Source organism: Streptomyces sp. NPDC048590, from assembly GCF_043199535.1.
In the GTDB taxonomy this organism is placed as follows: Bacteria; Actinomycetota; Actinomycetes; order Streptomycetales; family Streptomycetaceae; genus Streptomyces.
In genome coordinates this window covers 17,495-32,111 of record NZ_JBICWC010000021.1, presented here as the reverse complement: position 1 = coordinate 32,111, position 14,617 = coordinate 17,495, and the positions used below count along the sequence as shown (strand labels likewise).

The window sequence follows — 14,617 nt, the reverse complement described above, 5'->3', positions numbered from 1 at the left end:
GAATTCGCCACGCACTCCAAATGATGCGTTATCGGAAAGATGTCACGCGAAACGGCAGTCGACATAGCCGCAGGTCAGCACCGGTATACGGCTCCTCTGAGCGCCCCTTCGGTCGCTTGGAGCGTCACGGACAGCCAGCGGGGTGCTCCTGGCAAGCCGCAGCAGCGAGATCTTCCAACAGCGCATCGGCTACCAACTCCTCGACCACGGCGATGTTGTGTCCCGCCATGGCTTCGGCCAACTCGGGATCCCACGGCGCTCCGGTGATGCGCCCCGGTCGAGGACCGTGCGCGTTGCGGACGATCGCGGATCTGTAGTCTGCCGCCGTCATGCGCCAGGGGTGCGCCCCTGTTTTCTCCATGACGTATGCGGCAATGCGGATGCCTTCGCCATCGAAGTCACCGTGGTAGCGGAGAGCAGCGCCTTGGTCCGCGAGTAGGCGCAGGAGCTGGATAGCTGCGCTGTTGGGCCAGCCGGACGTGCAGACAAGCGGTGGGCAGTTGGAACCGAAGCGACGGAGGGCTAGAGCCAAGACGCTGGGGTTCTCCACGACGTGGACGATGGGTGGGGTAAGGGCGGCGGGCAGGGTCACCTCGCCCGGGTTCCTGACGTGGGCGAGGGTCAGGCTGGCGGCCTGGCCGGCCTCCGTGCACAGGCGGGCCACACGGGCGAGAAGGCCGTCGCCGCCAGGGCGCAGTCCGCCGGCGATGACGGTGGCGGACAGCTCGTCGTCGGCGACGCCGGCGCGGGACCACAGGGCGCGCCGTTCCGCTGCGGACTGCGGCGGAGCAATGTCGTACAGAGTCGCCAGGGCACGCAGGACGAGGGTGGAGACGGGTGTGCCGTCGTCGAGAGCGTGGGCGTGGCCGTTCAGGACTCGGGCGGCGAAGACGGGCAGGGGTTCGGCCTGGCCCGGTAGTTCGGCGAGCACCTTGAGCGTGTCGGTGAGGAGCGTACGGGTACGTTCCGCCGAGCCGCCGACCAATCCTGCGGCTCGACAGGACGCAGCCCAGTCGGCGAGCACCGGCTGCGCCCGTACCGTGTCGTGACCAGCCAGCCAGGCCCACAGACCGGCGCGTTCGTCCTCCTGGCGGCGGCGTTCACCGGCTCTGTCTCCGAGTGGGCCGATGAGTTCGGCGACGACTTCTCGTACGGTGCGGCCGGAGAGCTCGGTGACGGCCTCCTCCAGGCGGGCCAGGGCGACGGAGGGCCGGGGGTCCGGCAGGCGGTCCAGGCCGAGGAGGTCCGCGAGGGCTTCGCGCTGGGTCTCGTCCAGCAGTCCGAGGCGTACGCGTGTGACGGGGCGGCCGGAGGAGAGACGGTCGTGGACCGTCTGCCAGACGAGATGGAGTTCGGGGCGGCGAAGGGTCGCGTCACCCGACGCGAGATGCTCCCGAGAGGTCGTCCCGCCGGACACGGGGTGATCTCGCAAGGTCATCCTTCCTCCATTCCGGTGCCGTTCCAGACGAAGCGCGCGCTGGTGACGGCGTCGTCTCCGTCGGTCAGGAGTTGGTGGACGGCGATGCCGGGCAGTTCCCTGTAGTTTCCCCACTCGTGGTCGGAGGTGATCATGAGGTCCAGGTCGAGTGCGGTGAGCAGGGCGAAGACCTGTCCGCGGTTGACGGTGTCGACGCCGACGAAGACCTCGTCGAGGAGGATCGGGCGGGGGGCCAGGGGCACGTCCTCGTAGTGGGCGGCGACGGCGGCGAACAGGGGCAGGTGCAGTGCGATGGCTTTCTCCCCGCCGGAGAGCGCGCCGTGCAGCCGCTTGGTCAGGGGCTGCCAGCCGCTCCCGTCCGCCCGGTCGAGGCGGACGGTGAAGGTGTGCCAGGCGGTGTAGTCGAGCACTTCGCCGAGGTGCTCTTCCCAGCTCGCGGCCGTATCGCTGCCCTGGGCCTCCTCGATGCGGGCGCGGAAGAAGGCGTGCAGGGCCTCCCGGTCGGACTCGGTGACCCGACCGGGGTCCTTCAGGAGCAGCTGGCGGGCGGTGCGGGTGCTGTCGGGGAGGTCCGGGCGGACGTCCCAGACAAGCTGGACGGCGACGTTGGAGGCGGTACGGACCCGCTCCAGGTGCCCGTTCATGTGCGCGACGAGTTCGCCGGCCCGGCGGATGCGGGCGGCGAGGTGGCGGCGGATGTCACCGGTGAGGATCTGGTCGAAGAGGCGCCGTTCGGCGGTGCTGATGTCCTCGCGGCTGCGGTCTCGCTCCTGGGTGAGCGCGGCGAGCAGACCGGTCGCCCCCACGCGGACGCCCTCCAGGGTGGCAGTGAAGAGCTGGATGTCGTCGTCGGGCTCCAGCTCCAGGTCGGCGCGGACGCCGAGGTGGCGGCGGGCCTCGTGGACGGCTTCGGAGAGGCGGGTGGCGGCGTCGCCGAGGTGGCGCGGGGCGTGCGGGACCTGGGGCCACCGTGCCGCCATGGCACGCGCGGCCTCCAGAGTGGCCTTGGTGCCGTCCCCAGCGTCGAGTTCGGGTACGACGCCCGCGTCCTCGGCCAGACCCACCAGGCACAGGTGCCGGAACCGCCGCGCCGCGCCGTCGCGGGCCTCGGCTGCCTTCTCCTGCCGGTCGGCGTCCTGGCCACTGGTGGCCCGCAGCTCTCCGATGCGGCCTTCCAGGCCCAGGAGGAGCTCGGCTGCCTGGCGCGCTTCCTTGCCGCAGCGGACCCGTTCGGCACGGGTCTCCGCAACGCGCGCGACGATCTGCCGGTAGTCCGCGCCGACCGTCTCCTCCACCGCCTTCAGGCGTGCCGTCATACCAGCCGCCTTCGCTTCCGCAGCGGCCGCGTCGGCGGTCTGCTTCTCCGCGCGAAGGCGTGACCGGTCCGCCCGTGCGGCCGTCTCACCAGCCCTTTCAGCGGCCGCGATCGCGTCGATGCGAGCGTCCGTCCAGGCATCGGCGAGGTCGCGGAAGCTCTCCACGTCACGGCCGAGTTCGCGCAGCCGGTCGCGGTCCGTGGGCAGTCCGTGTTCGGCGGCCCTGCGGCTCAGCGTGCGCAGCGCGCCGGCCACGTCACCCTCGCGTGCGGCCAGATGCTCGGTCGCGTCACGCACGGCGTCGTCCCGGGCGGCCACCTTCTCCTCGGCCCGGTCCCAGTCCCGTCGGCAGGCGTCGAGTTCCCGGTGGTCGGGCCGGGCGGTGCGGTCCTCCGCCAGCCGGGCGGCGCGGGCGCCGAGTTCCCGCAGCCGGTCGGCGAGGGTGGCCAGGGAGGCGTCCTTCTCGGCGATCAGCTCGGTCAGTTCGGCGATCTCACGCTGCTGGGCCCGCTGCCGGGCGAGGGCTCCGATGTGGGCGGGCTCCGGCTTGCTCCAGGAACCCGTGGCCGGCGCGAGGCGCCAGGCGCCGTCGGAGGAGACTGCCGCAGGGTGACCGCCGGGCAGGGTGGTGCCGTACGCGATGCCGGCGAGGATGCGGGTCACCGTGCCGGCCGGTACGGGAATGTCCTCCTCGGGCCTCAGCACGTCCAGCAGGCTGGAGCCGGGGGCGGTCGTGGCGAGGCCGACCTCGACACGGGTGTCGTGCCCAGGAAGGGTGAGCCCTTCGGATGCGCTCACCCATGCGTCCAGGAGGCCCGACGCCTCCAGTGCCGCTTCCACCCCGGCCTGTACGGGGAGCGGGACGTCCTCGTGGAAGGCGATCAGCCGCCACAGCGGCGCGCCCGCCGCAACCGTGCGGACGGTGGTGCGGGTGGGTGGAGCGACGGGCTGGAGATCGGTCTCGCCGCTGAGCTTGCGCCTCCGCGCGTCGAGCAGGTCACGTTCCTGCTCCAACCCCTGTTGCGCCGTGCGGACTCCGGCCCGCTCCGTGGTGATCTCCTGGTCCAGCGGTCGTGCGACCGTTTCGACCAGCTCGCGCACGTCTGCCTCGACGGCCGCCCTGGCGGCCAGTTCATCGAGGTCGGGGATGCGCAGCTCCGTGCAGTCCCGGGCCCAGGCGAGCAGCCGCTCCGCCTGGGCTGCCAGGGCTTCGTCCCAGGCGGCGGCGGTCGTGTCGCGGTGGGTGATCGCGTCCGCGAGCCGGGTTCGGGCCTCGTCCAGCAGGCCCTCGGCGGTACCCCGGTCGCGTACCGCCCGGTCGTGGGCGTCGATCGCGTCGGTGATGTCGGCGACCTGCTGCCGTCGGGCGGTGACCGCGCCCCGGAGCAGTCGGCGGGCGGCGGTGCCAGGAGCATCGGACCGCCTGCTCCCCGTCCTGACCGGGGTGTTCGCCGACTCGTTGCCGAGGGGCTTCACCTCCCCTTCCGCGTCCAGCATCGTCTTCACCTCGTGGTGAATGGACTCCATGCCTGCGGCCCGGGCCGAGCGGTGTGCCTCGTCCGCAGTCGCGCGGGCGTGTTCGTCGCGCGAGCGGGCGTGGCCCGCGAGCTCGTCGGCGTGCTTCCGGTCCTCCTCCGCCTCGGCCTCGGCGGACCGGGCGGCGGTACGCAGCTCCGCGGCGGCCGCGACCTGTTCCTCGGTGCCGCGGCGGAGCCGGTCGAGCTCCTCCCCCTTCTGGTAGGCGTCGCTCTCCCGAAGCCCTTCGATGATCTCGTCCAAGGCGTGCGCCCGCAGTTCCAGCTCCTCGCGCAGGGCCAGGGTGGAGGCGCGCTCCTCGCACGCCTTCTCGTACTCCTCGGCGCTGACGCGGGCGTTCCGGGTGAGGTCGTCCATCTCGGTGGTCGCAGAGATCAGCGCTGCCGCGCCGGCCCGCAGGACCCGACGGGCGTAGGCGCGCTGCCGGGAGGCGACGTTCTCGGCGGCCGTCACCTCGGCGTCGAGCCGGTCGAGGTGGTCCCGCTGTCGGTCCAGGCGCTCGAAGCCCTCGGCGAGCTCGGTGATCTCTCCTTCGCCGAGCGGGGGCAGGGCGCGGGACAGCAGGGTGGACAGGAGGGAGGGGTCGAGCCGTTCGGACAGCTTGGGCTGGCGGAGCTGGAGCAAGGCGGAGAGCAGGGACTCGTACCGCTGCTCGCCCATGCCCGCGAAGAGTTCGCGCCGCACAGTGGCGCGGTAGTCGGTGGCTGCCGGATGTACCTCGCCGCGGTCGCGCAGGGCTTCGGTGAGGGCCGCCTTGGTCAGGGGCTGTCCGGTGTCGTTGACGAGGTGAACCCCGTTGGGGTGGGCAATCCGGGCGGTGGTGGTGAAGTAGTCGGCGTGCGCCGTGGTGGTGTGCACGCTCGCGTGCAGGCGGGCTCCGCAGCCGAACCAGTGCTCGGTGCCGTCGTCTCCGACGCGGCGGAACTCCATCCACACATACCCAACACGGGTCTTTCCGGACGCTCCCTGGCCGAGCAGGTTCCAGTGCATTGTGCGCTCCGAACCGCCGAACGTGGAGAGGCGGTTGGGGCGGAGGCTGGCGTCGAAGAGGAAGGGGAGCAGCAGTTCCAGGGCCTTGGACTTGCCGGTGCCGTTCTGACCGCGCAGCAGCAGGCGACCCTGGTGGAAGGTGAAGGTCTCGTCGTAGTAGCGCCAGACGTTGAGGATGCCCGCGCGATGGGGCTGCCAGCGTCCGCGGCCGGTATCCGCCTCGTGAACGGGTGACGGTTCGATGGTCTCCTCGGGCCGTCGCTGGAGGGGGAGTTCCGTCACGCTCACTGCTTGTCTCCTTCTCCGGCGCTGCCGGCGGTGGTCACGGCTGGCGGATCGTTCTTCGGGGCTGGGCCGGTGGTCTCCGTCAGGCGGTAGCGGTACGCGGCCGGTCGCGCGACGACGCGGTCTCGGGCCCTGCCTGCCAGGCCGACGTCGAGCAGGATCCGTACGGCGTCATCGGCGAGGCGGGCCGGGCCTTCCTCCGACTGGTACGCCCTGGCCCAGCCCGGGAAGCGGCGCAGCAGCTCCGCTCCGGTCTCGGCCAGCTGCTCGGGCAGCAGGCCCGCGGGCGTGGCGCAGAGCGGTGCGAGGAGGAGCAGCGCGGCGACTCGGGCGGTGGAGGTGTCGTCGGGGAAGCGGACGTCGGTGGCGATGGCGTCCGGGTCGACGAGTAGAAAGCCCTCCGCCCGTTCCTCCAGGAGGAAACCGGCCTGTTCGACAGAGCGGCGCAGGATCTGCCGTCCGGTCAAAGAGGTGACGTAAGCGAGCTCGTCCTCGGCGAGGTCGGCCCGGTAGAGCACGGGGTCGTCGAAGAGGCGGCGCAGCACCGAATGGCGCAGCCTCAGGTTGCGCTGGGCGTCCGTGGTCGCGGCGGTCTCGGCGTGCGTATCGTCGGCAGAAGCGCCTCCGTAGCGGCGCTCCATGACAAGGTCGGCGAGGAGTTCCTCGAACCGCGCGGGCACCTCCTCCGGGGGCACGGCGAGCCGGGAGGCGCCGACCGGTGCGGCGGGCAGCCGCATGAGCAGCGTGTTGTCCACGCGATAGAGGACCTTCGCCTCTGCGGAGTCGACGTACGTCTCGGTCGTGCCGTCCACCACACGCAGCACGTCGTACGACTCCAGCAGCTTCAGGACGTCGACGAACGCCATGCGCTCCGGCCGGCGGACCGGGTCGAATCCCGCCAGCGCGCGGTCGGCCGCCATGGCCTGGACGACGCGGTCGGCGAGCATGCCGATGGTCGTCATCGGCATCGACAGCAGCTCCGCGGCGGTCACGCACAGCAGGACGTACCGTCGGCGGTCGAACGGGGCCCGGCCGGAACGCGCCCGGCGAGCGGGGCGGGAGCCGTCGGGGTTGACGCGGACCTTGGTGAGGCGGGCGTAGCCCCGGCGGGGCTCCACGACCAGATTCCAGCCGCAGGTGTAGTCGAACCAACGAGTCAGCGGGTCACGGCGGCGGCGCACCAGATCGAAACCGGTCGGGTCGGCTGCCTCGGTGAGCAGCGGGCGGGCCAGAAGGAGGCGGATGGCACGGGCGACCTCCTCCCGTTCGGCGGAGGCCAGTTGGTTGGCGAGGGTGCTCATCCTGCGGCCTCCTGCCCCGTGGCGGCGCGGACTGCCGGGAAGGAGATCGCCCCACCCACGGCCGTGACGTGGATGACGTAGTCCGGTCCTGCCATCGTCCCCTGCACGGTACGCAGTACGGCGGTGCGCCCGTCGGGGGGCGGCGACAGCGCCACCTCCACCCGGCCGTCGCCGGTCGTGGCCCGTCGCCGGCCACCCGCGTCCGGCCGGGCGGCCAGCGCCCGGCCCAGCAGATCGAGGAGACGGTCGAAGGCCGCGGGGTCGAGGGTGCTGAAAGAGGAGAGCCGTACCGGGCCGTCCGTCTCCAGCGCCTGCCAGGCGCGTGCCAGCTCCGCTCGCTCCGCCCGGGCCCGCTCGGCGCGTTCCGCCCTGACCGCCGCAACGTCCCGCACCGTGGCCGTACGAGTGAAGCGTTCGGTCCGTCCGCTGGTCCTCAGCAGGGCCGACACCTTTACCGGCGGCGCCTCGGACCAGGAGTGGGACGAGGGGATCAGCTCCGGGTCCGGGTGGGCGAGGTGGGCATGGCGGGCCGGGCCGAGGCCGAAGGCGGCCGACCACAGCCGGTGCAGATCCTCCTCGTCGGGAGCCGCAGCGAACCAGCGCGCGAGCTCCCGGAAGTCCTGTACGGCACTGGAGGGGCGGCGCCGGGACTCGTTGATCCGCTCCAGCACCTGCAGGAGGGAGACGATGGCGCGCCGGGCGATGTCGTGCAGCTGCTCGATCCGGGGGCGCGCCCCGTCGTCCGGCAGGAACCAGGCCCTCAGCCCCGCCCAGCGCGCTCGCCGGCTCTCCAGCCAGCCGGCCGCCGGGTCCTCTCCCGGGGCCGGAGGCAGCTCGGCACCACGCAGGGCCCGCTCACGCAGCACCGCGATGCCCCGCTCCTCCACGCGGGCCACGGCGGCGGCCACCGTCTCGCCGCGCTGGTCGAGGTTGACCAGGAACTCCTGGAGATACGCGACGGTGGCGGCCTTCACCTCACGGAACACGTCCAGGTCCACTCCTTCGGCGCGAAGGAGCCTCTGCAACTGGCCGTTGAAGGCCTTGGTGTTCTCCACCAAGCCCTCCAGATGGCCCTCCAGCTCCCGCAGGGTGCTGAAGATCCGTCGGTCGGCCGCGGAAGGTTCGCCGGACAGCACGGTCAGCTCGTCGAGCCGGTCGGCGATCGCCTCCAGCACCGCGGTCTGCAGCGCCCCCGTGGAGGCCAGCACCTCCAGGGCGTGTCGCACCCCGGCGAGCGCGGCCTCCCCCCGGCGGGTCAGCGAGTAGTGCAGGTTGCGCCGCTCGTACTCCTCGGCCGTGCGGTAGTTCTGAGCGTGGTTGTGAACCACGTCGAGGAGTTCCCACTTCACCAGCCGTTTCAGCGTCTCGTGCAGTTCCTCGTCCTCGAGGTCCGAGACCCAGCCCACCGCACGAAGCCGCTCCCGTACGCCGTCGAGCCCGAGCGCGGTCTCCAGATGCTCGCCGGCCACCCCGAAAGCCTCGAGCACGGCGCCGTTCAAGTCGGCCGTCTCCCCCGTGGTGAACCGGAACATCTCCGGCGGAACCCTGCGCATGCTGGTACGTCCCCTCCTCCGCCGCCACCCCTGCGGCACTTCGGTCCCCACGGTGGGGGCCGCTACGGGTCTTGAGGTCGGGTCCCGGAACTCCGGAACCCAACCTCATCCTCGGGCCAGAATGCGGGGCGGGATGCCCCTCAGCAGCTCCGGCTCACTGTCGCCCGCATAGGCGAAGTGAAGTTCGTGCCGAGCTCGCGTGGCCATCACGTAGTACGCCATGCGGAGGGATGCGGAGGTGGGGTCCACCGCTGCGTCTGCCTCCGAGTCCGGCACCACGACCGTGTCGAACTGAAGCCCCTTCGCACTGGACCGGTGAACGATGACAATGCCCGGACGCGAGAGGTCAAGCGTCCGGTACCGGCCTCCGGTCGCTTGCGACGCATACATCTGTGCCCGGAGTCGCGGGGCCTTCTGTTCCAGCCGCGTGAGCAGTTCGAACTGTGCCTGCGTGGAGTGCACCACTGCTCCGATGCTCCGATCGGGCCGGCTCGCAACAAGACCAAGCAGCAGATCGCTGACCGCGGCCAGGTTCGACAGTGCGTGCAGCCGGGGCAGGGGGCCTTCGCGACCTGGTAGTTCGGGCGGCCGTGGGCCGGTGTGGAATCGGGCCGCGAGTTCGGCCGTCTGCCGGGTGTTGCGGTGATTGCCGTGGAGCACGTGGACGGGACATCGGCCCAGGCCTCCGGCGATCTCCGCGAGGGTGGAGTGGGAGGTCGTGAGCCGCTGGCACTCGTCGGCGAAGACCGTCGTACGAGCGCCGAGAATCCGGCACAGCCGGTAGAAGGCAGGCGGCAGGTCCTGCCCTTCGTCCACGACCAGTGTCAGGGGCCTTGCGAGGTCGACGGGGTCGGCAAGCGCGGCCCGTTCGTAGAATGCCGGCCAGTCGTACCATCCGTCGTCGGCGCGGAGGGCATCCCCGCCGTACCATCCTGCGAGCCAGGAGTGGGCGGTCGCCACAGTGATGTCCACGCCGTCGGAGCACAGCTCCGACACCAGCCGTGCCACCGATTGGCGCAGAAGATTGGAGCGGGTCAGCAGCACGGCCGGCGTGCCGGTGAGAGCGAGCATCACGACACGCTGCGCGGCCAGCACGCTCTTCCCGCTGCCCGGGGGCCCGTCGACCAGGTGATTGCCGTCGAACGGCAGCGCGTCGAGCAGTTCGCGCTGGGCAGGGGTGAGGTCGAGGTAGGTGAGTGTCATCGTAGGCGTCATTCCTGGGCGGCGGCGGCACGGGCCGCGGCCACCATCGGCTCGAAGAAGCCGGGTACGCCACTTCCTCCGACGATCAAGGCCCGGTCCAACAGGGTGTTGCCGGTCTCGCAGCTGGTCTCCGGAAGCAGTGCGCAAGCATGGCAGGCGGCCCGGTTGAGGTTGCCGAAACCCTGCCCGGTGTGTTCCGAACACAGGGGGTCCGCCGAGCACCATGCGGCGGCCTCGGCCATCCGTAGCAGTGTCTCGGCGAGCCGGGGCGGTTCACCCTGCTGGACGAGGCCTCCGAGGGTGCCCTCGGCGTCGCCCGCCGCGGTGTAGACGAGGATGCCGTACTGATCGTCCTCGGGCCGGGCGTAGACGCGCTCACGCAGGCTGGCCGTGGTGTATCCGGATTCGAACGACAGTTGGCGTACGAGGAGGTGGCCAAGGGTGTGCAGCAGCACGAAGCGCGGTGCAAGAGCCGGTCCGGTCAGCATCTGCAGGCGGTCGCTCTGGAAGGACCGATCAAGATCGGCACGGAGACCGGCCACCCGGGACCGGACGGCGTCCTGCCGCTCCCAGGCCGTCAGTGTGGCGGGATCCAGGGTGAGCAGGATGCCTTCGCCGAAGACTTCGACGGCGGGCAGCCAGCGCAATCTGCGGGATGTGTCGGCCGGAACGATGGCGGCGTCCGGTGACACACGGCTGAAGCCGGACAGGGCACGCACCTCCCTGAGCCGGTCGGCAAGGACGACGCGGCCGATCCGTCGGTGCAGACCGGCCCAGGGTTCCGCGGGCTCATTGTCGAGGCCGAGTCCGGAGCCACGTACCGAGAAGTCGCGTGTCACCGGTGGTTCGGCGGCCGTAAGCGCCGCCCATTCCTCGCGGCGCAGATCGGTTCCGGCGGCTGACGCAGTGGAGACACCGGATGCGGGGTGGGCCGGGGTTCCGGTGCCCGTCTCCTCGGAGATGAGGGCATCCAGCAAGGCATCGTCAGCTCCCGTGTCCTCTTTGATCATCTCTCGAAGGATCTCCGCGCGGGGCGTTCCAGTGGCCTTGCACAGGGGCACCCAGTAGTCGCTGTCGCGGACCCGGCCGGCGAGTTCGTCTCCGCCCGCGGCCGATAGGTCCGCCTCGGGGAGGGAGAGCGCCGAATGGACAACCGGGTAGTACAGATTACCCGCGGTACGCTGCACGACTTGGACCGGCTTCGCGCAGTCGACGGCTTCGGACACCCTCTGCCACGGGTTCCTGCCGGAGCACCGCATGCCATGGGTGCCGAGAATGTCCAGCAGGTCCCGGTGCGCCCCGCAGCCGGGTGCCGCGCACGAGACGGACAGTGCCTCCAGGCCCGTGGCCCGCTCCGACACCCGGAACCGCAGTTGTTCACGTGAGCCGCAGGACTGACGTCGGGCCGCGTCGAGCCGGGCATGTGCCCAGAACCACCAGTCGACGTCACCCAGGTGTCCCGCGGCACAGATCTGGACGAAACGCATGGGGGACAACCTGCGCTTCGGCGAGCACGAGGGGCAGCTCGGCGGCTCCCCCGGCTTCTCGCCGGCGATGCGCCAGCGCACCATGCGCCGGCAGGAGCCGCAGAACAGCCAGGCCGGAAAACGAATGTAGGGTGCGCCGGGCGCGTCCGTCCGGTCGAATCGATCGTTGAGCGTGGCGGGCGCCGCGAAGAACCCGCTCACGCCGAGTCGTGCGGCCAGGCGGGGTGATGCGACGGGCTGGCGGAGACGCGGCCAGTCGCCGATACCGGTCGCGACGAAGGACTCGCCCTGGATGTCGAAGACCGCGCCCACGCCGAACGGCAGTACGGTCTGAGCCTGGCGGACTCGAAGCTTGCGGTTCACTGGTCGGCTCCCTTGACCGTCACCTGGCACTCGCGGTCGACGCTGCGCATGGAGTGGAGGGTCTCCCAGAGCCCTCCGTGCTGTTCGAAGTGCTTCAGCAGGTTGTGCTGCCCCTTGCCCTGACTGCGGTAGTACAGCTCCTTGCCCTCCCGCCTGGCGTTCCGAGCGGCTTCCTCCCACGCGGCGAGCAGCTCGGCCAGTTCGGTACGGACGGCGTGCGCGGCGCGCCGGTCGCTCGCGCCGGCCTTCCGTGCCAGCAGCTCGGCCAGCTCCCTGGCCTCACAGATGCGTTCCGGCAATTCACCCGCCTGATTCTCGGCACTCAAGCCGAGTCGGTGCCGTACGAGAATCACGAGCGCGGCGTGCAGCGCGCGGCGGCGCGAAGGAAGGGACCAGGGAGTGACGCTGGTGGGTTCCACGTGCCGGTAGAGAGCACGGTGGTAGGGGTCGAATGCCTCGTAGTGCGAGCGGTCCCTGGGACGGGTCGCGTTGAAGAACGCGACGACGAGCCCGGGCACGCTGTGCCGGCCGACTCGGCTGGTGGCCTGGATGTACTCGGCGGTGGTCTTGGGCTGCCCCTGCATCAGCATCAGCGCGAGCCGTTTGACGTCCACTCCGACCGACAGCATGTTGGTGCAGGGCAGCAGGGAAACGGCCTCGGGGTGGGTCCAGGGCTTCTCGAGCCGGTCCAGCAGCACTGGTTGTTCGGCCCGGCCCAGGTTGCTGGTGAGCTCCTGCACCTGGTGGTCGGCGAGACCACGGCTGCCCGATCCGGCACGCAGTCCGGCCAGTTGGGCTGGGATGTCGTCTGCGGCCGCCGTGACGGTACGGCCGAGCTCTCGCAGGCTGTGGTGATAGGCAACGAGCGTCCAGTAGGCGTCGCGATGTTCATCGGGCAGTTCCCAGGCGCCCTGGAGCATCGCGGCTGCGGTGGCGACAGCGGCCCGGCCGGCGGTGTGGCCTTGGGCCATGACGCCGATGTAGAGGCGGCCGGGGCGCGAGGTGTCGGGTTCGGCGAAGTAGGAGTGGCGGGCGTCAAGGCCGGCCGGCGGGAACAGCTGCACCTCGGAGCCGTACAAGGCGCGTACCTGTTCCCCGGACCGGCGGATCGTGGCCGTGGACGCGACCACTTTGGGGCCGGTGCCATCGGCCGTGGCGCACAGGCCGAGAATGGCCGACTCGTACAGGCCCACGGTGGTGCCGAGCGGCCCGGTCAGCAGGTGCAGCTCGTCCTGGATGACGAGCGACGGCGGCAGACTGCCGGCACCCGTCCCGAACAGACGTCCGGCGCGAGGTTCCCAGGCAAGCCGGGCGAATTTGTCGACGGTGCCCAGCACGAAGGTCGGAGGCCTGTCGTAGAGCTGCTGGTCGACAACGGCGACGGGCAGCTCGTCGTGGAAGGTGCACGCGTCGCGGGGGCAGAAGAACGCGAAGGCGTCGGCGGCGGCCCGAATGCCGTAGTCGGCGTGATCGGCGGAGCGGTGTGCCGGGAGGATGCGGGTCCCGCACCAGGGGCAGCGGTCGAGGATGAAGACGTCTTCGGGGCGCGCCGCTGAGCGGACGTCGCGTTCGGCTGCCACCGCGGCTTCGTACGAGTTGGGCGAAGTCGCCTCACCGACCCACAGTCCGATCGAGAACGGTTCGTCGCCGTAACGGCCGGGATCGGCACGGCGCAGTGTCTCCAGGGCGCACACGGTCGTGGCGGCGCGCTGGAACTGCTGGGTGGTCAGCAGACTGAGGGTGTAGCGGCTGAGTACGGCAGTGCCGCCCCCCTTCGGGCCGCGTCGCCGCAGCACCATCACGAAGGCGGCGAGCAGGAGGTACGCCTCCGTCTTGCCACCGCCGGTGGGGAACCAGATGAGATCGGTCATGGACCGGTCGGGGTGGCGCGGGTCCGCGACGCCGTCCAGGGTCAGTAGGAGGAACGCCAGCTGGAACGGACGCCAGGTGGCGGACGGGCCGGGCGCGGGCTCAAGGTGTACGGGGTCATGGCGGGAGCGCCGCTCGCCCGCCTGGTCCGGCGCCGAGTGCCTCATCTGGAGGGCCATGGCGAGGTTCGCCGCGCGGAACGCCTCCAGCAGTTCGGGACGCTCCGGGTCGCAGAGCGTGCGTACTCCGGATTCCATACGAGTGACGACGGTGTCGATGCGTTCAAGTACGCGGTCGGCGGCCGGCCGTCCCCAGACGGGCACCTCGATGCCGCACTGGTCCTCGTACCAGCGGCGGTAGTCGGCCGTGAAGTCCGCAAGTTCCCGCTGCAACTGCGCAACGGGCAGGTCGGGGTCGGCGAGGTGCAGCACGTTGAGGACGGGGGTGCCGATGGGTCCGGCGGGCCGGGTCGCGGGTACCTCGGCCGTCGGCAGCACGACGGCGCGCAGTCCTGCCACCGCCTCGTCGTCGCGCTGCTCCTCGACGGCGCAGCCGTGACCGACCGCGTAGGTGCGGACGTGGCGGTACTGGAGCCGCAGTTCCTGTTCCTCGGGGTCCCGGCTGGCGAGCCGGACGCTCGGATACCGCAGCACCCGCCCTTCGCGGGGCCGTACGCCGAGCTCGACCTGGAACAGCATGCGGTCCCACTGCGCGGCGCGTCCGAGCGCTGGTTCGATGCGGGCGCTGTTCACCAGGGCGATCGTGACCAGCTGCCCCGCGCCAAGGGGTCGGCGGCGTAGCCGTAGCTCGGCCCGCCCGCCGAGAACGGACACCACGTCCCGGTCGGGGCCGACGTGGTGCGTCTCCGGCGGCATCGGGACACGCTGCCAACGGCGCCCCTCGTCTCCTTTGGCTCGCAGGGTGCGGTAGTGGGCACCGCCGCAGTCGATCTCGACAGTCTTGGTGTCCGTGTAGAAGCTGAGGCCGAGGGAGGAGGGCAGCCAGGCGTTGGACTCCGGCACCGGGTCGTCCGCGGGGTCGGTGTCGGCGGCGGCTCCTTCGGTTCCGGGGCCGTCCGTGTCCTCGGCGGCCAGCGTCAGTTGGCGTTGCAGGTCGGCGTCCTGGGGATAGAGCGTGCCCATGAGGTACCGGCGGTCGGGCGGCGAGTCGAGGATCTCGTCCTCGCCGTGGACGGGGCCGACGAGCTGGCGGTTCAGGTAGTCGACGAGTTCTTGCCTCGGGTCCATGTGGTTCCTCGAAAAGTGCGGCAGACGGG

7 protein-coding genes are annotated in these 14,617 nt (G+C 71.2%); all 7 read right to left on the bottom strand.

Features of this window, described 5'->3' with window-relative positions; translation table 11 throughout:
• Positions 1 to 124: 124 nt before the first annotated feature.
• Positions 125 to 1,438, bottom strand: coding sequence for a TIGR02679 family protein (locus ACGFNN_RS34610; protein WP_393561899.1), 1,314 nt, complete (start codon positions 1,436 to 1,438; stop codon positions 125 to 127).
• Positions 1,435 to 5,568, bottom strand: coding sequence for a TIGR02680 family protein (locus ACGFNN_RS34605; RefSeq protein ID WP_393561898.1), 4,134 nt, complete (start codon positions 5,566 to 5,568; stop codon positions 1,435 to 1,437). The genes ACGFNN_RS34610 and ACGFNN_RS34605 overlap by 4 nt, the downstream gene beginning before the upstream one ends.
• On the bottom strand, positions 5,565 to 6,866 hold the full coding sequence (locus ACGFNN_RS34600; RefSeq protein WP_393561897.1) for a TIGR02678 family protein: 1,302 nt from the start codon (positions 6,864 to 6,866) through the stop codon (positions 5,565 to 5,567). Before ACGFNN_RS34600 ends, ACGFNN_RS34605 begins: the two co-directional genes overlap by 4 nt.
• Positions 6,863 to 8,419: a TIGR02677 family protein gene (locus tag ACGFNN_RS34595; protein ID WP_393561896.1), complete on the bottom strand. Its 1,557-nt coding sequence runs from the start codon at positions 8,417 to 8,419 to the stop codon at positions 6,863 to 6,865. The genes ACGFNN_RS34600 and ACGFNN_RS34595 overlap by 4 nt, the downstream gene beginning before the upstream one ends.
• Positions 8,420 to 8,524: 105 nt before the next feature.
• Positions 8,525 to 9,622, bottom strand: coding sequence for a DNA helicase (locus ACGFNN_RS34590; RefSeq protein WP_393561895.1), 1,098 nt, complete (start codon positions 9,620 to 9,622; stop codon positions 8,525 to 8,527).
• Positions 9,623 to 9,630: 8 nt separating this feature from the next.
• Positions 9,631 to 11,472, bottom strand: a complete 1,842-nt coding sequence (gene drmB, locus ACGFNN_RS34585) for a DrmB family protein (RefSeq protein ID WP_393561894.1) — start codon at positions 11,470 to 11,472, stop codon at positions 9,631 to 9,633.
• Positions 11,469 to 14,588: a helicase-related protein gene (locus ACGFNN_RS34580; RefSeq protein WP_393561893.1), complete on the bottom strand. Its 3,120-nt coding sequence runs from the start codon at positions 14,586 to 14,588 to the stop codon at positions 11,469 to 11,471. Before ACGFNN_RS34580 ends, drmB begins: the two co-directional genes overlap by 4 nt.
• Between the last annotated feature and the right edge of the window lie 29 nt (positions 14,589 to 14,617).

What these genes read in the sequence shown, in the direction of transcription:
- ACGFNN_RS34610 (WP_393561899.1), bottom strand. Translation starts at nt 1,438, where the DNA reads ATGACCTTGCGAGATCACCCCGTGTCCGGCGGGACGACCTCTCGGGAG.
- ACGFNN_RS34600 (WP_393561897.1), bottom strand. Translation starts at nt 6,866, where the DNA reads ATGAGCACCCTCGCCAACCAACTGGCCTCCGCCGAACGGGAGGAGGTC.
- ACGFNN_RS34595 (WP_393561896.1), bottom strand. Translation starts at nt 8,419, where the DNA reads ATGCGCAGGGTTCCGCCGGAGATGTTCCGGTTCACCACGGGGGAGACG.
- ACGFNN_RS34590 (WP_393561895.1), bottom strand. Translation starts at nt 9,622, where the DNA reads ATGACACTCACCTACCTCGACCTCACCCCTGCCCAGCGCGAACTGCTC.
- ACGFNN_RS34580 (WP_393561893.1), bottom strand. Translation starts at nt 14,588, where the DNA reads ATGGACCCGAGGCAAGAACTCGTCGACTACCTGAACCGCCAGCTCGTC.